The sequence below is a fragment of the Amycolatopsis halotolerans genome (assembly GCF_042647905.1).
Taxonomy (GTDB): Bacteria; Actinomycetota; Actinomycetes; order Mycobacteriales; family Pseudonocardiaceae; genus Amycolatopsis; species Amycolatopsis halotolerans.
In genome coordinates, this window is record NZ_JBHRWI010000081.1 from 134192 (window position 1) to 156998 (window position 22807).

The window sequence follows — 22807 nt, forward strand, 5'->3', positions numbered from 1 at the left end:
GCGGCGGGGCAGACTGGTCGGCGTGTACGAGGACACTGAACGCTGTATCCGCGCGGTGCAGTCGAAGGACGACCGGTTCGACGGGTGGTTTTTCACCGCGGTGCTGACCACGCGGATCTACTGCCGGCCGAGCTGTCCGGTGGTGCCGCCCAAGGTCGAGAACATGCGCTTCTACCCGAGCGCGGCCGCCGCGCAGGCCGCCGGATTCCGCGCCTGCAAACGCTGCCGGCCCGACGCTTCGCCCGGTTCTCCGCTGTGGAACGAACGCGCCGACGTCGTCGCTCGCGCGATGCGCCTGATCGGCGACGGGGTCGTCGACCGGGAAGGCGTGCAGGGGCTCGCCGCGCGGCTCGGATACAGCGTGCGGCAGATCGAACGCCAGGTGCGGGCCGAACTCGGCGCGGGACCGCTCGCGCTCGCCCGGGCCCAGCGCGCCGAGACCGCCCGGCTGCTGATCGAAACCACCACGATGCCGATGAGCGATATCGCGCACGCCGCGGGGTTCTCCAGCATCCGGACGTTCAACGAAACCGTGCGGGCCGTCTTCGCGCTGACACCGAGCGAACTGCGCTCCCGCGTACGCGGCGGCAAGCGGACCAAGTCGCCGGGCGTGCTGTCGCTGCGGCTCCCGTTCCGCCGTCCGCTGTGCCCGGACAACCTGTTCGGGCACCTGATCGCCACCGCGGTCCCGGGCGTCGAGGAATGGCACGACGGCGCTTACCGCCGCACGCTCCGACTCCCGCACGGCCACGGCGTCGTGTCGCTCCGCCCGGAGCCGGACCACGTCGCGTGCCGCCTGAGCCTCACCGACCTGCGCGACCTGGCCGCCGCGATCAGCCGCTGCCGCTGGCTGCTGGACCTGGACGCCGACCCCGTCGCGGTCGACGAGCAACTCGCCGCAGACCCGACCCTCGCTCCCCTGGTCGCCGCCGCTCCAGGCAGGCGCGTCCCGCGCACGACCGACTCGGCCGAGTTCGCCGTGCGGGCTGTCCTCGGTCAGCAGGTCTCGACCGCAGCCGCCCGTACCCACGCAGCGCGCCTGGTCCTGGCGCACGGCACCCCGATCGAGGACCGGGAAGGCGGCCTGACGCACCTGTTCCCGTCGCCCGAGTCGCTGGCCGACCTGGACCCGGAAACGCTGGCGATGCCGAAGTCGCGCCGCGCGACCCTGCTGGGTCTGGTGTCGGCTCTGGTCTCCGGCGACGTCGACCTGACCGCAGGCGGTGATTGGGTCCACGCCCGCGCACAGTTGGCCGCGCTGCCGGGTTTCGGCCCGTGGACGGTGGAGAGCATCGCCATGCGCGCCCTCGGCGATCCGGACGCCTTCGTCGCGACCGACTTGGGCGTGAAGATCGCCGCCGAAACCCTAGGCCTGCCAACGAGTCCAGGCGCGTTGATCGCACACGCCAGCCGGTGGCAGCCGTGGCGCGCGTACGCGGTCCAGCACCTCTGGGCGACCGGTGACCACCCGATCAACCGGATTCCCGCGGTGTCGGCATGACTGTGGTGCACACCGTCATCGACAGTCCCGAAGGCCCGCTGACCCTCATGGCCCGCGACGGCGGCCTCGCCGGCTTGTACATCGGCGACGAGCAGTACCGCCCGCCACGCGCCGCCTTCGGCGACCGGGACGACCGCCCGTTCGGCGCGGCGACGCGTCAGCTGCACGAGTACTTCGCCGGTGACCGGGTCGAGTTCGAACTTCCGTTAGCTTTCAGTGGCACTCCTTTCCAAGAGACGGTGTGGCGGGCGCTTCTGCGGATCCCGTACGGCGAGACGACGACCTACCGAGAGCTGGCAGAATCGATCGGCCGCCCGACGGCGTCCCGTGCGGTCGGCCTGGCGAACGGCCGGAACCCCATCGGCATCGTGGTGCCGTGCCACCGGGTGCTGGGCAGCGACGGATCGCTGACCGGCTACGCGGCTGGGGTGGAATGCAAGCGGAGGTTGCTGGAATTGGAGCGGGGCGGGCGGTTGGTTGCGGGGTGAGTCGAGGTCGGATCGGGCGGCAGGGTTGCGGGTCGGGCGGCAGGGTTGCGGCGCGGGCTTTGTTTCGGGCTCGGCTGGCTGGCTCAGGTCGGGCCGGGTGGATTGGAGCGACTTGGCTTGGGCTGGACGGATTAGCGCACGCCGGGGCAGGCTCCCTGGGCTGACTCGCCGGGCTGGTTGCGCCGACTCCGGCCGGGCCAGGTGACCTGATTCCGCTCGGAGCTGGGCTGGGTGGATGAGCTGCTCGGCTCCGAACGGGGTTTGGCGAGCAGACCGACTCGGCTCAGCCTGAACTGCGCCAACTCAGACCACGCCGGGCATCGCCCAACTCCGATCGGGGCCAGGCCCGAGCGGCTCGGCTCGGCTCAGCCATCCCGGGACCAGCCGTGACCGGGACTCGGCCCACCCAGCAAGGGTCGAGCCGATGTGGGCCGCCGCAGCAAGACTCGCAACAAGAGTCAGCGCCAAGCGGTTCCGACCAAACCGTGGCCGGGTTCAGTTGAACCAGCCGTTCACCGTTCCGAAGTCCAGTGCACCAGTCACCTCCCCGTAAGTCCCCTGCTTCAGCACCTCGGCCGCTGCGTGGTGGGCAAGCGAGTAAGCCGCCTGGGCGATCGACGTTCCCACGCTCACCCGGCGCACTCCGGCCGCAGCGAGGTCGGACACCGGGGGTGCGCCCGGTCCGGCCATGGCGCTCACGGGAATCGGCGAGGACTTCGCCAGTTCTGCCAAGACTTCGACGTCCACCAGGCCGGGGACGAAGATGCTGTCCGCTCCGGCGTCGGCGTAGACGCGGGCTCGGGTCAGGACATCGTCGAAGCGGCCGGCGGGTTCGCCGATTCCGAACAGGTACACATCCGTCCGCGCGTTGATCCACAGCTCCGAGAGGCCGGCCGTCGCCGCGGCGGCTCGGGCTGCGGTGAAGCGTTCTGCCTGTTCGTCTGGGGTGAAGAGGGTCAGGGTTCCAGCGCGGGAGTCTTCCAGGTTCACGCCTACCGCTCCGGCCTCGACTACACCGGTCACGGTTTCCGCGACGGCGGAGGGGGCTAGGCCATAGCCGCCTTCTACGTCGGCAGTCACCGGGACTTCTACGGCTGCGGCGATTTGCGCGATGACCGACAGCATCTCGGCGCGGGAGAGGTGTTGGCCGTCGCCTCTTGCCAGGGCCCAGGAGACGCCTCCGCTGGTGGTGGCGATCGCTGGGGCGCCGGCGCGTTCGATGGCGACCGCGCTGCCCGCGTCCCAGGCGTTCGGCAGCACGAGGACGTCCGCGGCGTGCAGTTCGCGGAAGAGATTTGCCTTGTCTTGCAACGAGTTCACGAGGTTCCTCCCCAGTAGCGAGCCCCGGCCGGGGCAACTGCGGAGGAACGTATCAGCGGGCACCGACAAAAACGGTGCCGAAGAAATCAGGGAAGGTCGAAGCCCAGTTCGCGGGCGGCATCGGCGGGGGTCGGCTGGGTCCAGCGACGGGCGACGGCTTCGTGAGTGGACAGCGAGCGCAACTCGGCTCGGTCCAGATACAGGATTCCGTGCAGGTGATCGGTCTCGTGTTGGACGATTCGTGCTGGCCAGCCGGACAATTCCTCGTCCAGGGCCGCACCGGTTTCGTCGCTGCCGCGAAGGCGGATCCGCAGGGCTCGGGCGACGACGGCCTGCCAGCCGCGCACGCTGAGGCAGCCTTCGAAGAACGCGGCGGTTTCGTCGCCCACTCGGGTGTACGTGGGGTTCACCAGCACGCGGAACGGCAGCGGGGCGATCCCGCGGGTGGCGAGGGTGGATTCGGCGACACCTGGACGTTCGCGGGCACCGTCTTCGACAACAGCGATCCGCACCGACAGGCCGATCTGCGGCGCAGCGAGGCCGACGCCGGGTGCGGCGTGCATGGTCTCCTTCATGCCCTCGATCAACGCGGAGAATATCCCGTCGCTCAGCTCGCCGTCGTACGGACGGGCCGCTGCGCGCAGCACTGGGTCTCCTGCCTGCACGATCGGCCACGGCAACGGCTGGGCGAGCAGTTTTTCGACCTCTTCGGCGAGCACCGGCGGACCCCTCTCCAAGGGCAACGGGACAGCGGCATGATCGCACCCGCGCGGAGCACGACACTCGCCCGGGGATCAGGCAAGCTGGCAGCCGTGGCCTACGACGTGAACGCGATCCGCAAGCACTTCCCCGCGCTCGAGAGCGGCGCTGCCCACTTCGACGGACCTGGCGGCTCCCAGGTACCGGACGTGGTCGGCGAAGCAGTGTCCTCGACCCTCTGCGCCGCTATCGCGAACCGCGGCACCGTCACAGCGGCGGAGCGCCGTGCGGACGGCGTCGTGCGCGAAGCCCGCCAGGCCGTCGCTGACCTGCTCGGCGCACGGCCGGAAGGCGTCGTGTTCGGGCGCAGCATGACCCAGGTGACCTACGACTTCTCCCGCACGCTCGCGAAGAACTGGGGCCCTGGCGACGAGATCGTGGTCACCCGGCTGGACCACGACGCCAACGTCCGGCCGTGGGTGCAGGCCGCCGAAGCGCGCGGCGCGACTGTTCGCTGGGCCGACTTCGATCCGGAGACCGGCGAGCTGCCGACGTCAGCGATTACCGAGCTGCTCACTGACCGGACGCGACTGGTCGCGGTCACGGCGGCGTCGAACCTGCTCGGCACACGTCCGGACATCTCGGCGATTACCGACGCGGTGCGCGAAGCAGGCGCGCTGAGCTATGTGGACGGCGTGCATCTGACGCCGCACTCGCCGGTCGACATCGCCGCACTGGGCGCTGACTTCTACGCCTGCTCGCCGTACAAGTTCCTCGGCCCGCACCTCGGTCTTCTCGCCGCCGCGCCCGATCTTCTGGAGACACTGCAGCCGGACAAGCTGCTGCCGTCGAGCAACGCTGTTCCGGAGCGTTTCGAGCTGGGTACGTTGCCGTACGAACTCCTCGCAGGCACTACCGCGGCCATCGACTTCCTCGCTGGGCTCGTGCCGAGCGAAGGCAGCCGTCGCGAGCGTTTGCGTACGTCGCTTACAGCGCTCGAAGCCCACGAAGACGCACTGCTGCAGCGGTTGGAAGACGGTCTGGCTGCGCTGCCGCGCGTCGTCCGTTACGGCTCACCGACGCGCCGCCGTACGCCGACAGTGTTGTTCTCAGTCACCGGCCTGCCGCCGCAGGCTGTGTACGAGTGTCTCGGAGCGCGCGGGATCAACGCGCCTGCTTCGACGTTCTACGCCATCGAGTGCGCACGGCATCTCGGTCTCGGCGACGCTGGTGCCGTACGCGCTGGCATCGCGCCGTACACGACTGCAGCGGAAGTCGATCTGCTGCTCGCTGCTGTTGCGGAGCTGTGAATGAGCATCGAGACGACTGTCGACGGACAGGTCACCACCGTCACCATCAATCGGCCGGAGAAGCGGAACGCGCTCACGAAGGCGATGTACGTCGCCCTCGCCGACGCCTTCGACGCTGTCCGCACGCCTATCGCCGTACTGAGCGGAGCTGGCGGTGCGTTCACGGCGGGTAACGACCTCGGCGACTTCCTTGCCCACGAAGCAGGAGACAGCACGAAGACGCCCGCGCGGGTCTTTCAGGAGGCATTGCTCGCGACGCAGGCGGTAGTGGTCGCATCGGTTGACGGTCCGGCTGTCGGCATCGGCGCGACCCTGCTGCTGCACTGCGACCTCGTCTACGCCACCGAACGCAGCTACCTGCAGTTCCCGTTCGTGCCGTTGGGACTGGTGCCGGAGTTCGGCAGCAGTTACGCGCTGCCGCGCCGAGTCGGTCCACAGCGCGCGACGGAGCTACTGCTGTTCGGAGAACGGCTGCCTGCGGTCGAGGCGGCGCAACTCGGGTTGGTCAACGAAGTGCTCCCTGATGTGACAGCGCTCAGCAAGCGCGTCGAGGAACGCGTCGCAACGCTCGCCACCCGATCGGTGCGCGCGGTGACGGCGACACGCGCACTGTTGCATGACCGCACTGACCTGAGCGTCGAGGAGCGAATGGAGTCGGAGTCCAAGCACTTCGCCGAACTGCTGCACGACCCGGCTACTGTCGCCACGTTGCGCGCGAAGCTCGACCGGCGCTAGCGACGGCGGCGCTTGTCCACCGCGGCATCGAGAACTGGACCTAGTTCCTCGACGACGGTGTCGAGCGCCGCCACCGCGTGCTCCACGCGCGCCAACACCAAGGCCCCTTCAAGCGCACTGATCATCAACACTGCCAACGAAGCAGCGCGGGCAGCCGGTACGCCCATCTGCTCCAGCGCGGACACGATGGGCTTCCGCCACTGCACGAAGGCGTCGTTCGCACGCTCGCGCAACGGTTCGCTCGATGCTGCCGTGTCGGTGACTGTGGCGACTAACGGACAGCCGTAGTCGTAGCCGATCTCGACGAACTCCGCGCGCCAGTACTCGACAACCGCGGCGAAGAGCGCCGACGGCGTCGGGTCCGTCAGGGAGTCCATCGCGCGCGTCACGCGACGCGCGGCGTAGCGGCCAGCCCAGTCGATCGCTTCGCCGAACAGCTGTTCCTTACCGCCCGGGAAGTAGTGCTGCAGTGACCCCCGTGGTGCCTCGGCATGCGCTACCACCTCGCGCATACCGGTGCCGCTCAGACCTTGCGTACGCAGCAACTGCGCAGCGCTGAAGACCATCCGGTCGCGCGCCGGCCGTTCCGTCATCGAGCGTCTCCTCCGTGACCGTCAGCTCGTACTCGTTCTCGCCGCCGTACCCCGGGGCGAAGCGGAACCCGCACGCCCGGAGCAGTCCTTCCGCGGCGACGTTGCCCTCCTGCACAGTGGCGTGCAGCGTCCAGTCCCGCCACTGCTCGGCGGCCAGCCTGACCAGGCCGCGGCCGATGCCCCGCCGCTGCCACCCGTCGGCGACGAGAAGGCCCAGCTCGACGCGGCGGCCGTCCTCCGGAACCGCGTTCAGCAGCCCGGCGGGCGCGCCGGAAACCTCGGCGATGAGCGGGGTGCCGGCGAGGAGGAAACGCCGGTACCGGGACAGGACCGTCTCCGGGTCGATCGGGCCGCCGAGGGTGAACCGGCGGCTCAGCGATTCCGGCGAGCAGGCGCGGACGAGATCGGCCGCGGAACCGGCGGTGGCCGGTCGCACGGCGGTCATGACAGTCGTCATAACCCGAGGGTGGCACACGGCTTCGGCTATGACAAGCGTCATGGGAGATGTCACGCTGCCGACACGGCCCGCGCGGTCCGCGGGCCCCGGGACCGCCGGACGGCCACCGGTTTCGGGCAAGACGAATTCACTTATCGTATCCGCTATACCCCATCGGCGGTAATTCCACCGATTAATCGGGCGTTGACCACGATGCGTGTTCGCTGGGCCTCTTTGGGTGAAAACGGTTCCCGATACCTGCCGGACACCCGTTTCTTCCTTATATTTTCCTGGACGCTCCGACATGCGAGCAAAGGAGACACGGCCATGACCCAGTCACTCGAAGTTCCGACGAAGGAATTCTGTCTCGACTGGACGATGGACGGGGCCAATGGCGGCAGGGTGCACTTCACCCTGTCCGGCCAGGTGAGCCTGTTGGACGGCAAGAGGTTCTACAAGGTCGACGGCGTGCTGTACATCGCGGACGGCAGCGCGTACTGCCGGGAGATCGGGAACCCGCGGCTGCACGTGCGGCGCAACGGCGTCGAGGAGACCGGACGGCAATGGGGCTGGGAGACGATCAGTTCCCGCAAGAGCGCGAACCGGCTCTGCACAATGGACGGTTATTTCGTGCGCACGGGCTACTGGGCGCCCGCCGATCGCAGCATCCAACTCGGAATCGTCGCCGAACACGGGATCACCCGGCGGCGTTCACACAGCCCGACCGCCACGATTCGACTGGTCGACTGAATGGTTCCCGGATATCGGGATTGCTCCTCGGTTTGTGACCGGCAATGCCTGATTCCGGGATGAACAGCGGCAAGGTATTTCGCGACGGCTCGGGCGAGCAAGCCTGCCCGAGCCGTCCGCGAGGGAAACCCGAGGTTGCCTCCTCGCGAACATCCGGCACACAGCCGCCCGTCGGCGATGGCACAGGATCGCTTGCCCGTCAACGTGAACCGTGCGAATCGGACGATCCACCGTACGTTGACGGCAAGGAACCGCCTGCGCGGCAACCCATTCGCGGGCGAGCGCGGCGAAAGATCAATCCAGGCAACATGCTCTGGGCCACCCGGCCGCGGCCGGACATTGGCCTGGACCACTCGTCGCCGCCCCACCCTCCGCTCGTCGTCACCCACACGGGTAAACCCCTGCCCTGGAGGTAAGCAGGAACACACCGGATCCCCAGGAAAAACGTGAAAAACGTTGTGCGGGACACAGCGCTCGCGCGCGCGAAAGAGGACCATGGGAGCCATGCGGAACAGGACTCGGGCAGGCAGACCACCACACCCTGGCAAACGATTGCTCCGACGGCTCGGCGCCGTGCGCAACCCGCTCGTGCGACGGTCGGACCGGATCGAAGGCGTGTTCGCCGGGATCGTCACGTTGCTGGCGCTCATCGCGATTCCGTTCGCGATGACGATCGGCAGCGCGGACATCACCGCCGAGACCGCCGCGTCGGACGCGCAGCTGCAGTCGCGGCACCAGGTCACCGCCACGGTGCTCACGACCGCCGCGCAGCCGGCCGCTTCCGTCGGCGACAGCGCGCCGATCGCGAACACCGCGCGCGTGAACGCGGTCTGGAAGCCGCCGAACAGCGTGCAGCGGACCGGGATCATCACGGTGCCCAGTGCTTCCGCGACCGAGGGTTCGACCACCGACATCTGGCTCGACGACACCGGCAAGCAGACGACCGCCCCGCTGACGCACGCGGACGCGGTCACCAATGGCGTGCTCGTGGCGGCCTTCTGCTGGCTGTGCGCGGTCGCGGCGCTGGGCGGAGCGTTCTGGGTGGCGCGGCGAGTGCTGGACCATCGGCGCGCGGCGCGGTGGGCTGCCGAGTGGGCGCAGTTCGCTGGGCCGGAAGCGGTTCGCTGAGGTTTTCGCGGGCTGGGTGGTCGCGGGGCTTGCCGGAGCGTTCCGCGCGGCTTGGCAAGTGCCCCGGCGGATGGATGCGGTTAGCGGTTCGCTGACACGTTCGCGGACTGCGCTTGCCTGAGCAGAACGACCTGGCAAGACCTCCGATGGATGGATGCGGTTCGCGAATCCGCGACCGGCTCGCTCGCGTCTTCGCGGGCAGGGTGGCCGCGGGGCTTGCCGGAGCGCTCCGCGCAACCTGGCAAGACCTCCGGCGGACGGGTGCGGTTCACGAAGCCGGAAGCGGTGCTCGACGGAACGTTCTGGGCAGCTCGACCATCGGCACGCCGGGCCATCGCTCCAGCGTGAATCGCGCGGACCGGAAGCAGCCCTGCGCGGTCGCTGCTGGCTAGCGCGTCGGCAAGTCATCCGCTACCGAACGGACCAAGTTCGCCAGGTCCGCGAGCAGGAAGCGGCCCGGCGATTGCTCGGCCAGCACCGCGCTCGGCAGTCGGGCGGGCCACATTCGCAACCCCGATGGATGCACGGTCGGGCGTAGTTCGCTGGGCCCGGAGGCAGTCCGCTGTCGCGTTCCACTGCCTCCGGGCCCGGCTCGGCGGACCGAGCGGGGCGACACCCCCAGCGTCGCCCCGGGCCGGTACTACGCCTGCCGCTCTTGCCCGGATGTGGCGAGTTAGCCACCAGCTATCTCGTCGAGGCACAGTCTTGTGGAGCCCTCCGGCGATTGTCAACTGTGAGCTAATCTGAGATAGTCGCCTTAGCTGAGAGCAATCAGCTGCAACTGGAGGGGCGTAGCAGCATGTCCGAAGACATTCAGCCGGCGGATGCCCGGCCCACCCTGGCCTCCAGACTCGACGACCTGTTCCGCACGGTGCGCCCGCAGGGAAGGCACTGGACGAACGCCGAGGTGGCAGCCGAACTGAAGCGGGCCTCGCCGGAGCTGAAGGTCGGCGCGGTGTACTTGTCTCAGCTGCGCACCGGCAAACGGACCAACCCTTCTCAGGAGCTGCTGGCCGCACTGGCGAAATTCTTCGGGGTGTCCGTCGCGTACTTCTTCGACGACGAGGTCGCCGGGTCGGTCTTGTCCGAGCTGGCCGCGGTGGAGGCGATGCGCCAGGCGGGCGTCCGGGCGGTCGCGATGCGCGCGGCGGGCATGCGCGAGGAAAACCTCCAGGCGATCACCACGATCATGGACCAGTACCGCAAGATGCAGGGGCTGCCCCCGGTCACGGACGAAGCGGCACGGTGACCGGCACCCCGTCCGAAGCCCCGCAGCGGCGCGAGCAGCTGCGGCGGATGCGCGACGAAGGCGCCCGGCGGATCGCCGAACTCGGCCTTCCGCCGAAATACGACCTGGCCGCTCTCTGCGCGCGCCTCGGCGAGATCCGCGAACGGCCGATCACCCTCGTGCCGCTCCCGATGCCGGCTTCGCACCCGTGCGGCATGTGGGTAGCCGCACGGGGCGAGGACCTGATCTTCTTCGACGCCAACACCACCGGGGCGCACCAGGAGCACATCATCTTGCACGAGCTGGGTCACATCATCTGCTGTCATCGCGGTTCTGGTCTGTTGGACGACGAGAGTGCCCGATCGCTTTTTCCCAATCTTGATCCGGACATTGTTCGGGATATGTTGATGCGCGCTACTTACGATGACGCGCAGGAGCAGGAGGCGGAGATCATCGCGTTTCTGCTTTCCGAGCGGATGGGTGCTCCGGTCAAGCCGGTTGCGGGGGTTCCCGAGGTTGGGGAGAAGCCTCTGGATCGGATTGAGCGGTCGCTTCTTTGAGGGGACGGCTCGTCGCCTGGCGACGACGAGCCGTCCTTGGCTGCGCGGGCACCCCGATCGTTAGGTCCGGTTTAGGGATTGGTTTGCGCGGCTCGCAATTCGGCCAGCTCTGCGCCTGCGACTCCGACCGCGTACCTCAACTGGTCTTCTCGGTGTTCGCTGGTGATGAAGAATCGCAATCTGGTTTGCTCCTCTTCCACTGCTGGATGCAGGATTGGGTCCACTACCACGCCGCGTTCGTACAATGCCGTCGCTAGCCTCAATGTGGCATCCGAACCGCCTACCACGCAGGGCACGATCGGTGTGTCCCCGGCTGATCCGGTCGGCAGTCCGACTGCTGTGGCCAACTCCAGGAACAACCTCGAATTAGCCCGCAGTCGCGCCAATCTCTCTGGTTCCTCCTGCAGGATCCTCAGTGCGGCAAGGGACGCCGCCGCGTTGGCCGGAGTGATTCCTACGCTGTAGACAAAACCTGGCAACGAGTACCGCAGCCAGCGGACCGTCCTTGCTGATCCGGCTAGATAGCCTCCGCAACCGGCCAGTGACTTCGACAGGGTTCCCATCCAAAGGTCGACGCCAGCGCGATCAACCGCGAAATGGTCGCCGACTCCTGCTCCGCGCGGGCCCATGGTGCCGATGCTGTGCGCTTCATCGACCATCAGCAAGGCTCCATAGCGTCGCTTAAGGTCAATCAGCGCAGGCAAATCGGCGACATCGCCGTCCATGCTGTAGACACCTTCCACGACGATCAACACCCTCCGGAACCGCGATCGCGATCGACGCAGCACGTCCTCCAGTCGTGCTGTGTCGTTGTGCGGGAACGGTTGCCGCGTAGCGCCGGACAGGGCGCAGCCTTGCAGGATGCTGTCGTGTGCCAGCGAATCGTGCACGATCAGGTCGCCCGGGCCGACCAGGTGGCCGATCGCGCCGACATTCGTCGCGTGTCCGCTTACCAGGACCAGACTGTCCTCTACGCCCAGGAACGCGGCTAGCTCCGTCTCCAGGTCACGCGACAGGTCGCGGTCCCCAGCAAGCAAGCGGCTGCCGGACACCGAAGTCCCGTATCGGTCGACGGCCTCGTGCACCGCCGCGGTCACCGCTGGGTGACCGGCCAGTCCTAGATAGTTGTAGCTGGAGAAGGACAAATACTCACGGCCGGCCACCGACGTTGTGGCGTCCATCCGTCCCTGATGCTTGCGGAAGTAGGGATTCGGCACTCCTAGATCGTCGAATTCCTTCAGCCGCGCTTCGATCGCCGCTGCCTCTGGGAACTCTTCGATCGCCGCGCTCGTTCGATCCCACACCGGCGCGGGGGTGGTCGGTGAAGGAGCAGCGGGCACCAAAGCCGTTGCGGGAGCCAACATTCCGGCTACCGCACCTACCGTCAGCACGCCCGACTGTTCGATCTCCAGCGGCAAGCTGGGAAAACGCTTGCGCAGTCGGCCTTCCAGTTCGGTCAGCATCAGTGAATCGAAACCGAGGTCGTCGACCAGCAACTGCCCGGCGTACAACTCGTTGACCGGGAACGCTGTCGTCCGTGCGACTTCCTCGAGGACGACCGCCAGCACGTCCCGCGCGGACGTTGTCTCCGCCGCCTCCTCGACCGGCGTGGCGGTGCTGCCCAGCGGCTCCAACGTCTGCGCCTTGGCTAGCTTCGCGTCGTCGACGACCCAGTGGCGGCGCGGGCTAAGCGGGCTTGGCGGCAGCGTGCAGTGCGGCAGGCCGTTCGCGATCGGTCTTAGTCCGGTGCCGGTCACCGCGCGTTGAGCCAGCTCGTGCGGCAGACCGTCCTCGATTGGCTCCTCCCCTGCCGACACCACGCCAGCGAACACACCGGGGGCCAGCTCGCCGTTCTGCCCGGATTCCAGGGCAACTGACGCGTCGACGAGCTTGGCGATCGCATCGGCGACATCGTCGGCGGCTACGGCGAGCCGCTCGGGGAAGAGCGTTCGACGGGCGAGAGTGCCTGCTACCGCGGCCAGCGGCGGAGTCTCGCTGCTGAGCGTGTCAGCGACCTCGCGGGCGTGCCGAGCGAGCCCGGCGCGGTCCCTGGCGGTGAGCAGCAGCAGGCGCGGCGTTTCGGCGGACGGGGATTCCTGAGCCGCCTCCTCGATCACCACGTGCACGTTCGAGCCGCCGAAGCCGAACGCGCTCACTCCGGCTCGGCGCGGGCCGTCGCTGTCCCACGGGGTGATCTGGCCGGCCACCTGGAGCCCGGCGTCCCGCAGCGGCAGATGGTCCGCCTGCTCGAAATCCGGCTGCGGCAGAATTTGTCCCTTGTGGACGGACAAAATGGACTTGATCAGACCCGCGATTCCGGCGGTGCCGAGGGAATGCCCGACCACTGACTTCGCCGCGCCGAGATACGCCGGTTCTTCCGCGCCCTGGCGCAGCTCGGTCAGCGCGCTGATTTCCACGTCGTCGCCGACCGCGGTCGCGGTGCCGTGCGCCTCCAGGAAACCGACCGACGCGGGGTCGACTCCCGCGTCCCGGTAGGCCCGCCGCAATGCTCGCAGCTGGCCGGATTCCTGCGGCATCATGCCGCCCTTGACGGTGCCGTCATTGGACAATCCGACGCCGCGGATCACCGCGTACACCCGGTCACCCGCCGCTCGCGCGTCCGCGAGCGGGCGCAGCACCAGGACGCCCGCCCCCTCGCCGAGCACGAAACCGTCGGCCCGGCGGTCGAACGGGCGGCATTCGCCGGTGCGCGAGATGGCGCCGATCCGGCACAGGCCTACGAACAGGTCCGGGGCCAAGACCAGCTGTGCGCCGCCGGCGACGGCGATCCGGCACCTGCCCGCCCGCAGCGCGAACACCGCGTTCGCCACCGCGGTCAGCCCGCCGGAGCAGGCCGAGTCGAGCGCGTAGCTCTCGCCGTGCAGGTCGAAGACGTTGCTGATCGAACTCGGCCCCATGTTGAGCAGCAGCCCGGCCATCGCGGTGGCGTGCAGGCCGCTGACCGCGGACGCCGCCTCGGCCATCGCCGGATCGCCCGCCCGGCCGAACTCGCCGCCGATCAATTGCTTCAGCCGCAGGTGCAGCGTGCTCAGGTCGCGGTAACCGCTGTCGCTGAGCGACATGATCACTGACGTGTCGTCGCGGTCGAAGCCCCCCGCTTCCCATCCCGCGTCCTGCAGCGCTTCGCGGGTCAGGTCGACCAGCAGCCGGTGCTGCGGGTCGAGCGATTTGGCCCGTCGCGGCGGGATCTTGTAGTGCCCCGCGTCGAAGTCGCCGACGTCCTCCAGCAGCGCCATGCGGTCGGAGTAGACCGCGGTGCTGTCCCGGAAATCGTCGTTGTAGAACGCTTCGCGCCGCCACCGCGAATCCGGCACTCGCCGAAACTGCGGTTTGGGCTCGCTCAGCAGATCCCAGTACTCGTTGACGTTGCGCGCTCCCGGAAAACGGCATCCCATTCCGACAACGGCGATGTCCTGGCTATTTTCGGATTCTTTCCACCCAGCTGCTACAGACCCCATGGCATGACTTCCTCGTGCCGATTCCCACCCAGTCGACACCGAGATTGCCCGTTCTTACCCGGTTTTTCAAGGGCATTGGGCAATGTGCGGAGGAATGCACAGACAACTCAACTCACGGTAGCCAAGCGATCACGCCACCAGGCCACAGTCGCGGCGGCCTGATCTTTCTCGCGAGTCGGAGTAATATCGAAAAAGTCCTGTGCCGCACGGGAATCGAGGACGAACGGGAGGTCGAACTGGTAGCGCACCTCCCGCAGCTCACGCAACAACGGCGAAACGAGAGCGCCCGCGTTCAGTAACATCGGGGAAAGGCGTTGCACAGCCACCGGAGCCACTCCGGCCGCCTCGCACAACAGCGCGACCATCACCCGAGCGGACCGCGGCGGACCAGTCGGCACATGCCACGTCTGGCCCCACGCCTTTTCTTCGCGCGCGGCCGCGACCAGCGTGCGCGCGACATCGGGAATGTACGTCCAACTGTGCGGTGCGTCCGGATCGCCGAGGACCTGCACCTTATGCCCTCGCAGCACGTTCGGCACTACGCGGGCGGCGAGATGGCCGCCGTCGGTCACTCCTGGACCGAAGAAATCGGAGGCGCGCACCTCGACCACGCGGATGCGGCCCTCGTCGTGCAATGCGTGCGCCTGCCCGGACAGCAGAGCCCGGATCCGGCCCTTGGTTCCGGTGGCCGCGAGCGGCAGATTCTCAGTGAGCGGACCGTCGACCGGGCCGTAGCCGTACAAATTCCCCAGCGACACCAGCAGCGCGCCGTGCGTTTCGGCCGCGGCGCAGATCGAGTCCTGCAGCGGCGGCCAATCGGTCGCCCACCGATGATAAGGCGGGCTCGCACAGCTGTAGATCGCTGTCGCGCCCTTGGTCGCTTCGACGAGCCCGGCCTGGTCGGCGGCGTCGAGCGCGACGTGTTCCAGCCCCGGTTCGTTCTCTCGGGGCGAACGGGCGATCACCCGTACCCGCTTGCCTTGCTCAGCCAGCAAAGCCGCGGTGGCCGCGCCCGCCGGTCCGTACCCGATCACCGCCTGAAGACCCATGGCGACACCCTAACCACCAGCGCATCCCGTTGCGGCCGTTCACGAACCGGCCGCCCGCCGTTCATCGGACCGCCACGGCGGACCGGTCCCGCCCACGCCGCCGTCACCCGGGATCCACTCGGAATTCGCCCAGGCCAGAACCCGTTTTCCGGCCCTAGTTCAGCACGGTGCGGTGGTGTATGGTCGCCGATCGTGAACAATTCCGCCAAGGTCGCCGCGCACACCGTTCCGCCCACCGGGCACTGACCGCATTCCGGGGGCGCGAGTGAACACCCTGAAGATCATTCTGTTCTCTTTGTCGGCGGTCTCCTCGTACGCGGCCTTGCTGTACAAGCTTTTCTCGATGCGCCGCTCGTGGCGCGACCCGGCCTACATCGTGCTGATGACGACGCTGATCCTGCAGTGCGTCACGTTCACCCTCGGCGCGATCTCGCTCAGCATCGGCTCGCTGTTCGGGATACCGAATCTGGCGATCTTGATCTTGCACCTGGCCGCGGTCGCGTACTGCATCAGCGCGCAGCTCCTCCTGATGCTGTGGGCCAATCCGCCCTCGGAGATCCGCTCCCAGATCCGCGCGTGGATCGTTTCCGGCGCGGTGCTGTTCGTGGTGCTGACCGTGCTGTTCTCCATCGGCAACAAGCCGGGCACGCCGGGAACCGCGTTCGCCGTGGGCAGCAAGGACCCGGTGATCCTCACCTATCTGCTGCTGTTCATCATCTCGCAGGCGGTGCCGTGCGTGACGATCTACCTGCAGTGCCTGCCGTACGCGCGAAGCACGTCGAGGGTGTGGCTGCGCCGGACGTTGCGGACGCTAGCGGTCGGCGCGGTGATCCTGTTCCTCTACTGCGCCACGCGCGCGGTGAACATCGTGAGCCCGGCGCTCGGCTGGCACCTCGGCACGTGGGCGATCGCGCCGTCGGTGTTCAGCGCGCTGGGCATCGTGATCGTGTCGTTCGGGCTGACCATGCCGTCGTGGGGCGAGCACGTGTCGTCGGTCGCGCGGTGGCAGCGCAATTACCGTTCTTATCGCGCGCTCTACCCGCTGTGGCATTCGCTCTACGAATCCTCGCCGGGCATCGCGCTCGAACCGCCGACCGAGGGGGACACCGATCGGCGCTGGTCCGACTTGCACTACCGGCTGCATCGCCGCGTGATCGAGATCCGCGACGGCTGGCGCGCGCTGCGGCCGTACATGGACCGCGCCGACACCCCGAACGGAGACCAGGCGGTGGCCGAGGCACGCAAGATCCGCCAGGCGCTGGAGGCGAAGACGTCCGGCGTGAGCCCGGCGGAAAACCAGGACAACGGCGCGTTCGACGACCACGACGCGAAGACGTTCGCTGCCGAAGTCGCCTGGCTCACCCAGGTTTCGGAGGCTTACGCCAAGCTCGCCTGAGCCGGAGCCTGCGGTTGCGGCTGGTCGCCCAGCAGCGTCTCGCCCTTCGTCAGCCACGCGAAACCGAACGCGAACACCGCGAGCGATTCCAGCCAGAGCGTCGGATGCAGGGCTGCGGTGGCGCCGCTGAAGAACAGGCCGTTGAGGACGATCAGCACCAGGCACGCGAGCATCACGATGCCGCACGTCCAGTAGACGGCGTTGCGCGAACGTTTGCGCTTCGTCGGCGCGCCGTCGTCCTTGGTGAACAGGACGAGGCAGAAGAACGCGAGGGTGAGGAAGAAGATCGCGGCGAACACGAGGTGCGCGACGCCGATCGCGTGCTGGGTGGGGGTCGGCGAGACCGGCTGGGTCGGGAACAGCGCGACACCGATGCCGGCGATCGCCGCGACGTTCGCCGCGATGTCGTCGAGGCGGCCGTAACCGCGGTAAGCGATCAGGAAGACGCCGATCGCGCACAACGTGCCGACGAAGACGTTCCGGAGATCGCTGTAGTAATAGCCGCTCAGCGAGCCGAGCAGGCCACCGCCTTCCAGCAGCTCCTTCCCGACGATCACGACGATCGGCAGCAGGATCCCGAGCCATCCGATGGCGCGGCGAAGGAACAGGTAAGAGCGCACGAAAGCAGTCATGGCACGGCTCCCCGAAGTCGTGCACTCTTTGTACCTGTTCCGTCACCAGACCACCGCACAAACCGGGAAATCCACCGGTTCAGCCCAGAAGATCGTCCAATTCCGCGAGAAGTTTCGCCTTCGGGCGGGCGCCGACGAACGACGCCACCGGGGCGCCGTCGCGGAACAGCATCAGCGTCGGCAGCGCCATCACCTGGTAGGCGCGCATGGTTTCGGGGTTTTCGTCGGTATTGAGCTCGCGCACGGTGAGGCCGGGCCGTTCCGCGGAGATCTCGGCGAGCACCGGCGCGATCATCCGGCACGGCGGGCACCAGTCGGCGGTGAAGTCGACCAGTACGGGCTGGCCGTGTTCCAGGACGTCGGCGGCGAAGGTGGCGTCGGTGGTCATCAGGACTCCTCGGATTCAGCAGTGCAGGGGTCGGCCGGGCGCGCGGCGGCAGCGGCGAGCTTGTCGAGCAGGGCGGAGCGGACCGCGGCGAGGTCGCGCATGCAGGCCTCGACCTCGTCGAGCTTCCGCCGGTACACCTCGACGGACGCCGGGCACGCGTCGCCCGCGTCGTGGCCGGTGCGGAGGCAGTCGACGAACGGGCGGGTGTCGTCGAGGCTGAACCCGACCGTGCGCAGGGTCTGGATTTCGGTGACCAGCCGCAGGTCGTCCTCGTCGTACTCGCGATAGCCGTTCGCCGCGCGCGCCGCTGGGAGCAGGCCCTGTGCCTCGTAGAAGCGCAGGGCCCGCGTGGTGGTCCCGGCCCGTTGTGCCAGTTCGCCGATCCGCATGTCTTCGACGCTAAACCTTGTCGCTGACGTCAAGGCAAGGCGTGCGCGCGAGGCTGGGGGTATTCGCGGAATTTGACCGCGTTCGCCGCGCGGGTGCCCATGTACGCGAAGACGCGGCGGCCGATCGGACCGGCCAGCTGGCGGTACATCTTGTTGCGCTTGCGCAGCTTCTCCTCGGTGGCCGGCACCAGGAAGTCGGCCGAACCGGCACCGTTGCGCTGTCCGACACGGGCGGCCTTGCGCAGCCGCTGCTCGTAGCGGGCGAACGCGGTTACGTGGTCGCTGCCGGCCGCAGCGAGTTCCCCGGCAAGGATTTGCGCGCCCATCATCGCGAGGCCGGTGCCGGACCCGCCCGGCCCGGCGCACCAGGCCGCGTCGCCGAGCAGCACTACCCGGCCGCGCGACCAGCTGTCGAGCTTGATCTGGCCGACGGTGTCGAAGTACAGGTCGGGCGCGTCGGCGACGGCGGTCAGCAGCTGCGGAAGCTCCCATCCGGCGCCGGCGAAGACCTCGGTGACGATGTCCTTCTGCCGGGCCAGGTCGGGGCGGCCGTAGCCGTCCGGGTCGCCGCGGAAGGAGAGGCCGACAGTGACGGTCGCCGGGTCGAGGTGGCTGGTGACGATCGCGCCGAGGCCGGGCTCGTTGTAGAGCAGGCCCTCGTGGTCGAGGCGGAGGTGGTTGGGCGCGGTGAAGCCGGCGACGTGGTAGCCGAGATCGGTCCGGAACTTCGCCTCCGGGCCGAACGCCGCCGTCCGCACGCCGGAGTGGATGCCGTCCGCGCCGACGACCAGGTCGAACCGGCGCGGGGCACCGTGGCGGAAGGTGACGTCGACGCCGTCGGCGGTCTCGGTGAGCGAGGTGACGCGGTCGCCGAAAACGTACTCGGTGTAGCCCTTGGTGTGGTCGTGGAGGATGCGGGCGAGGTCGCCGCGGAGGACTTCCAGCTCGCCGTTGGTGAACCCGCTCGGCAGGGTGAAGGCGGGCCGTCCGGACGGGTCGAGCTGCACCTGCTCGCGCAGCGCGGTGTCGTGTTCCCGCAGGTCGTCGAGCAGGCCCATCGCTTCGATGAGCTTCATCTGCTCGCCGCGGAAGTCGACGGCCTGCCCGCCCGGCCGCAGCTGCGGCGCGGCCTCGACGACGGTCACCGAATAGCCGTAACGGTGCAGCCAGTAGGCGGCGGACGGACCCGCGACGCTGGCGCCGGACACGAGAACGGTCTTGCTGGTCATCTCTGCTCCCCTGGATCGGTAGGCGATGCGGCAAGACTGCGGCGCACCGCTTACCGCGCCCGCACGGAGCGCTGACGGCCTCGGTCAGTCCTCGGCGAGGCGGGTCAGCATCCGGGAGAAGACGCGGCCGAGCAGCTCCAGTTCGGGGCCGCTGACCTGGTCGAAGAAATACCGGCGCACGAGTTCGCCGTGCTGGCGCTGCGCCGCCTTGACCGCCGCCCGCCCGGCTTCGGTGAGCCGGACGTTGGCCCCGCGCGCGTCCTCGGTGCAGTTCTCCCGCACGACCAGCCCGCGCTTGCACATGCGGCTCACGTGGTGCGACAGCCGGCTGCGGTCCCATTCGACGGTCGAGCCGAGCTCCCGCATGCGCAGCACGCCGTCCGGTTCGTTCACGAGCGGGACGAGGAGGGCGTAGTCGGCTCCGGAGATCCCGGCGTCGCGCTCCAGCTGCCGGTCGAGCGCGCTGCCGAGCGCCCGCTGCACGCGCTGGTAGGAACACCAGACCTCGGCCTCGCGCCGATCGGGCACCACGTCCGCCATCCGGCGATTCTACAAAGAGCGGACGGGATTTCGCGCCGGTGCGTAAGTTGGGAGAGTGACCAGGTCCGTGCGAGAAACCTTCTTTCGTGCCTTCCACGCAAGCCATCCGGCGGTTACCTCGCGCGCGTTCGGCGGCGGACGGAGCGCCGACGGACGGTCGAGCTACGAGCTTCTTCGCGACGAGATCGCTGGTCCGGGTCGCGTGCTCGATCTGGCTTGCGGCGACGGATTCCTGCTTGACCTGCTTGCCGCGGCGGGACATCAGGCGATCGGGGTCGACGTGTCCAGCGTCGATCTGGCGCTGTCCAGGGAACGTTCGGCAACGGTGGCAGAGGGACGGGCGCAGCAACTGCCGTTCGCGGACCACGCGTTCGATTCCTGCGTGTCGCACATGGCGTTCATGCTGATGACTGACATCGACCAGGTCGCCGCGGAGCTGGCGCGCGTGCTCCGGCCGGGCGGGCAACTCTCGCTCGTCCTCGGCGCCGGGATCAGCGGCGGCGGGGCGTACGCGTTGTTCGGCGAGCTGTTGCGGGAAATCCTCGCCGATGTCCCGGCGGAACAGCGGATCCCCCGGCTCGGCGACCCGCGCACGCGGGATCAGGCCGGGCTGGACGAAATCCTCGCCCCGGCCGGGTTCGCTCCCGTTCAGTGGCGCACCGAGGAGATCGATTTCAGCGGGTCGCTCGATCAGGTCTGGAATTTCGTCTCGACCGGCTACAACCTCTTCCCGCTGAGCGATTCGGCTTCCAGCGCGCTGAAGACCGCCTTTTTCGCCGCAGCACCAGCACTAACGAGGTCCGATGGGCTGATTCCGCTTGCCTTCCCAGCTCACCTCGCCAGCACCCGAACTGTCCACAAAGGACGCTAAGCCCGCCCTAGTGGCACCCGTCGCCTTCTGGCAAGATCGAGGGCTCTGACGTCTCCAGTTCACGCCGAAGGGGCAGGGCATTGGGTCTGGGCAGGAAACTGGCCGTCGCCGCCACCGCGGTCACCGCGGCGACGGCGTTGTTCACCGCGACACCAGCGAGCGCCGCGTCCGCGGCGATCGACTGGAAGCCTTGTCCCACCGGGCAGGGCGCCGAATGCGGCAAGCTCACCGTGCCGCTCGATTGGGACCATCCCGGCGACGGCACGATTCAGCTCGCGCTCGCGCGGCGCAAGGCCACCGATCCCGCGCACCGGATCGGTTCGGTGCTCATGGATCCCGGCGGGCCGGGCGGTGCGGGCGCGGGCGAGGTGCAGAGCGGCTGGACGCTGTCGCCGAAGGTCGCCGCGCGGTTCGACACGGTCGGGTTCGATCCGCGCGGGGTCGGGGAAAGCACCGCGATCAAGTGCGGGCTCGACGAGATCACCGCGAAAAACCCGGTGCAGCCGAAGGATTCCGCCGAATTCCAGCAGCTGCTCTCGTACAACCGCGCGCTCGGCCGCAGCTGCGAGAAGATCACCGGGCCGCTCGCCACGCACTCCGACACGCGCAGCGTCGTGCGCGACATGGACGCCATCCGCGCCGCGCTCGGCGACAAGAAGCTCACCTATTACGGCGTTTCCTACGGCACGCTGATGGGCCAGCAGTACGCCGAGGCGTACCCGGACCGGGTGCGCGCGCTCGTGCTCGACAGCAACATGGACCACTCCATCCGCAGCACCTGGGAGTTCCTGAAGACGGAAACCCAGGCCACGCAAGAGTTATTCGAGCAGTTCAGCGACTGGTGCGACCGCACGACCTCGTGCGCACTGCACGGCCAGGACGTCAGCGCGGTGACCGCGGACCTGTACGCCCGCGCCGAACGCGGCGAACTCGGCACCCCGGACGACAAACTCGACCCGATGGCGCTGGTCGGCATCTACGCGCAGAACTTCTACGGCCCCACCTGGGGCAAGCTCGCGCAGAACCTGGTCAGCCTGCGCGACGGGAAGCCGCTCGGCGCGGACTTCGCCAAGGACGACATCCCCATTCCGAACCCGTTCAACAGCATCTTCTGCTCGGACTGGCGGCTGCCGATCACGTCGTACCCGCAGCTCGACAGCTACCGCCGGGCGCTCACCGACGTGTCGCCTGACCTGCACTTCTCGCCGCTGGGCTGGAGCGCCGCGGCCGGGTGTGCCAGCTGGCCCGCTCCGGTGCGCAACCCCCAGCACCCGCTGTCGGTCCAGCGGGGCGTGCCGATGTTGATGCTGAACAGTCGTTATGACCCGGCCACGCCGTACAGCTGGGCGGTGCGCGCGTCGCAGCAGTCCGGCGCGCCGCTGCTCACCTACGAGGGCTGGGGCCACGGCGCGTACTTCAAGAAGAGCCAGTGCGTCACCGACGCCGCGGACGCCTTCCTGATCGACGGCACGAATCCGGGCCGGGGCAAGCATTGCCCGGCGGTCGAGCCGAGCGTTCAGTCCAGGATGGACGGTCCGAGGGCACCGGCCGCGCAGCCGTACTGAGACAGCGAAAAGCGGGGCCCTGATCGGATCAGGGCCCCGCTTTTTCGTGGCCGCGGCGGCTCAGTAGTCGTCACGCCCGGTGAACTGCTGCTCCAGCAGTTCGGCCGAACCGGCGACGAGTTCGAGCGGATCGGTGAACTCGTTGAGGTCGAGGTTCAGCAGCGGCAGCGAATGCCGGAGCACGAGGTGCTCGCCCATCACCACGAGCCCGCCGACCACCAGCGTCTGGCCCACCTCGCTCAGCACGGTCAGCAGATCCACCTCGTCCACCCGGGCGAACGGCGTCGCGATCTGCACCCAGTCCTCGCGCTGGTCGAAAATCTCGCGGGCGATCACCACGACCTGCGCTCGCCCCGTCGTCTCCGCGTCGTCGCCGAACAGGACCCGGATCCGGATTTCGCCCGGGTCGTCCCGGATCACCCGGTAGGTCTGCCTGATGTAGGCGACCAGGTCATTCCACTCCGCCACGCGCTTTCCTCCCGTTGGTAGGCAACGAAGATCAGCGTAGCGGGACAACCCGT

At 68.4% G+C, this 22807-nt stretch carries 23 protein-coding genes; 11 read left to right on the top strand and 12 right to left on the bottom strand.

All coding sequences use genetic code 11. From position 1 onward, the window contains the following. Positions 1-22: 22 nt before the first annotated feature. Together ACFORO_RS46390 and ACFORO_RS46395 are read left to right on the top strand one after the other, a co-directional pair. Positions 23-1501, top strand: coding sequence for an AlkA N-terminal domain-containing protein (locus ACFORO_RS46390; RefSeq protein WP_377875687.1), 1479 nt, complete (start codon positions 23-25; stop codon positions 1499-1501). Beyond that, positions 1498-1989 (top strand): methylated-DNA--[protein]-cysteine S-methyltransferase, encoded by a 492-nt coding sequence (locus ACFORO_RS46395; protein WP_377875689.1) that lies wholly within the window; start codon positions 1498-1500, stop codon positions 1987-1989. Before ACFORO_RS46390 ends, ACFORO_RS46395 begins: the two co-directional genes overlap by 4 nt. 495 nt (positions 1990-2484) lie before the next feature. On the opposite strand, the gene ACFORO_RS46400 is transcribed toward ACFORO_RS46395, so the two are convergent. Beyond that, entirely contained in the window at positions 2485-3309 is an 825-nt protein-coding gene (locus ACFORO_RS46400) for an isocitrate lyase/PEP mutase family protein (RefSeq protein ID WP_377875691.1), read from the bottom strand. A gap of 86 nt (positions 3310-3395) precedes the next feature. Beyond that, positions 3396-4028, bottom strand: a complete 633-nt coding sequence (locus ACFORO_RS46405; protein WP_377875694.1) for a peptide deformylase — start codon at positions 4026-4028, stop codon at positions 3396-3398. A 93-nt stretch (positions 4029-4121) separates the two neighbouring features. Between ACFORO_RS46405 and ACFORO_RS46410 the strand changes: the two genes are divergently transcribed. Together ACFORO_RS46410 and ACFORO_RS46415 are read left to right on the top strand one after the other, a co-directional pair. Beyond that, entirely contained in the window at positions 4122-5318 is a 1197-nt protein-coding gene (locus ACFORO_RS46410) for a cysteine desulfurase-like protein (protein WP_377875758.1), read from the top strand. Further along, a complete protein-coding gene (locus tag ACFORO_RS46415) occupies positions 5319-6053 on the top strand; it encodes an enoyl-CoA hydratase-related protein (RefSeq protein ID WP_377875696.1) in 735 nt (244 codons plus the stop codon). Here ACFORO_RS46415 and ACFORO_RS46420 read toward each other — a convergent pair. Further along, positions 6050-6565 (bottom strand): TetR/AcrR family transcriptional regulator, encoded by a 516-nt coding sequence (locus tag ACFORO_RS46420; RefSeq protein WP_377875698.1) that lies wholly within the window; start codon positions 6563-6565, stop codon positions 6050-6052. The genes ACFORO_RS46415 and ACFORO_RS46420 overlap by 4 nt on opposite strands. Next, positions 6498-7091 (bottom strand): GNAT family N-acetyltransferase, encoded by a 594-nt coding sequence (locus tag ACFORO_RS46425; RefSeq protein WP_377875700.1) that lies wholly within the window; start codon positions 7089-7091, stop codon positions 6498-6500. The genes ACFORO_RS46420 and ACFORO_RS46425 overlap by 68 nt, the downstream gene beginning before the upstream one ends. Before the next feature lie 318 nt (positions 7092-7409). Here ACFORO_RS46425 and ACFORO_RS46430 point away from each other — a divergent pair, with 318 nt between their 5' ends. The 4 genes from ACFORO_RS46430 to ACFORO_RS46445 all read left to right on the top strand — a co-directional run bounded on the left by ACFORO_RS46430 (position 7410) and on the right by ACFORO_RS46445 (position 10748). Continuing rightward, a complete protein-coding gene (locus tag ACFORO_RS46430) occupies positions 7410-7832 on the top strand; it encodes a hypothetical protein (RefSeq protein ID WP_344271917.1) in 423 nt (140 codons plus the stop codon). Positions 7833-8405: 573 nt separating this feature from the next. Then, positions 8406-8960: an Rv1733c family protein gene (locus ACFORO_RS46435; RefSeq protein WP_377875702.1), complete on the top strand. Its 555-nt coding sequence runs from the start codon at positions 8406-8408 to the stop codon at positions 8958-8960. Between the two features lie 799 nt (positions 8961-9759). Further along, positions 9760-10209 (top strand): helix-turn-helix domain-containing protein, encoded by a 450-nt coding sequence (locus tag ACFORO_RS46440; protein ID WP_354735204.1) that lies wholly within the window; start codon positions 9760-9762, stop codon positions 10207-10209. Next, complete coding sequence (locus ACFORO_RS46445; RefSeq protein ID WP_354735206.1) at positions 10206-10748, top strand: toxin; 543 nt, start codon at positions 10206-10208, stop codon at positions 10746-10748. The genes ACFORO_RS46440 and ACFORO_RS46445 overlap by 4 nt, the downstream gene beginning before the upstream one ends. 71 nt (positions 10749-10819) lie before the next feature. On the opposite strand, the gene ACFORO_RS46450 is transcribed toward ACFORO_RS46445, so the two are convergent. Together ACFORO_RS46450 and ACFORO_RS46455 are read right to left on the bottom strand one after the other, a co-directional pair. Next, complete coding sequence (locus tag ACFORO_RS46450; RefSeq protein WP_377875705.1) at positions 10820-14227, bottom strand: aminotransferase class I/II-fold pyridoxal phosphate-dependent enzyme; 3408 nt, start codon at positions 14225-14227, stop codon at positions 10820-10822. A 107-nt stretch (positions 14228-14334) separates the two neighbouring features. Continuing rightward, positions 14335-15276 (bottom strand): NAD-dependent epimerase/dehydratase family protein, encoded by a 942-nt coding sequence (locus tag ACFORO_RS46455; protein WP_377875707.1) that lies wholly within the window; start codon positions 15274-15276, stop codon positions 14335-14337. A gap of 265 nt (positions 15277-15541) precedes the next feature. Here ACFORO_RS46455 and ACFORO_RS46460 point away from each other — a divergent pair, with 265 nt between their 5' ends. Then, positions 15542-16672, top strand: a complete 1131-nt coding sequence (locus tag ACFORO_RS46460) for an MAB_1171c family putative transporter (RefSeq protein ID WP_354735212.1) — start codon at positions 15542-15544, stop codon at positions 16670-16672. Here ACFORO_RS46460 and ACFORO_RS46465 read toward each other — a convergent pair. From ACFORO_RS46465 to ACFORO_RS46485, 5 genes are all read right to left on the bottom strand, one after another. Continuing rightward, positions 16654-17304 (bottom strand): DUF998 domain-containing protein, encoded by a 651-nt coding sequence (locus tag ACFORO_RS46465; RefSeq protein ID WP_377875710.1) that lies wholly within the window; start codon positions 17302-17304, stop codon positions 16654-16656. The two genes, ACFORO_RS46460 and ACFORO_RS46465, sit on opposite strands and share 19 nt — an antisense overlap. A gap of 79 nt (positions 17305-17383) precedes the next feature. Continuing rightward, positions 17384-17692, bottom strand: coding sequence for a thioredoxin (gene trxA / locus ACFORO_RS46470; RefSeq protein WP_377875712.1), 309 nt, complete (start codon positions 17690-17692; stop codon positions 17384-17386). Continuing rightward, positions 17692-18081, bottom strand: a complete 390-nt coding sequence (locus ACFORO_RS46475) for a MerR family transcriptional regulator (protein WP_377875714.1) — start codon at positions 18079-18081, stop codon at positions 17692-17694. The genes trxA and ACFORO_RS46475 overlap by 1 nt, the downstream gene beginning before the upstream one ends. A 29-nt stretch (positions 18082-18110) precedes the next feature. Further along, positions 18111-19310, bottom strand: coding sequence for an FAD-dependent monooxygenase (locus ACFORO_RS46480; RefSeq protein WP_377896784.1), 1200 nt, complete (start codon positions 19308-19310; stop codon positions 18111-18113). A gap of 84 nt (positions 19311-19394) precedes the next feature. Beyond that, positions 19395-19850, bottom strand: coding sequence for a MarR family winged helix-turn-helix transcriptional regulator (locus ACFORO_RS46485; RefSeq protein ID WP_354735222.1), 456 nt, complete (start codon positions 19848-19850; stop codon positions 19395-19397). A 55-nt stretch (positions 19851-19905) separates the two neighbouring features. Here ACFORO_RS46485 and ACFORO_RS46490 point away from each other — a divergent pair, with 55 nt between their 5' ends. Both ACFORO_RS46490 and ACFORO_RS46495 read left to right on the top strand, forming a co-directional pair. Further along, positions 19906-20721, top strand: a complete 816-nt coding sequence (locus tag ACFORO_RS46490; RefSeq protein ID WP_377875721.1) for a class I SAM-dependent methyltransferase — start codon at positions 19906-19908, stop codon at positions 20719-20721. A gap of 80 nt (positions 20722-20801) precedes the next feature. After that, positions 20802-22286, top strand: coding sequence for an alpha/beta hydrolase (locus ACFORO_RS46495; protein ID WP_377875723.1), 1485 nt, complete (start codon positions 20802-20804; stop codon positions 22284-22286). Positions 22287-22346: 60 nt separating this feature from the next. Here the strand turns inward: ACFORO_RS46495 and ACFORO_RS46500 are convergent, their stop codons facing one another. Continuing rightward, a complete protein-coding gene (locus ACFORO_RS46500; RefSeq protein ID WP_354735230.1) occupies positions 22347-22754 on the bottom strand; it encodes a hypothetical protein in 408 nt (135 codons plus the stop codon). Positions 22755-22807 lie beyond the last annotated feature (53 nt).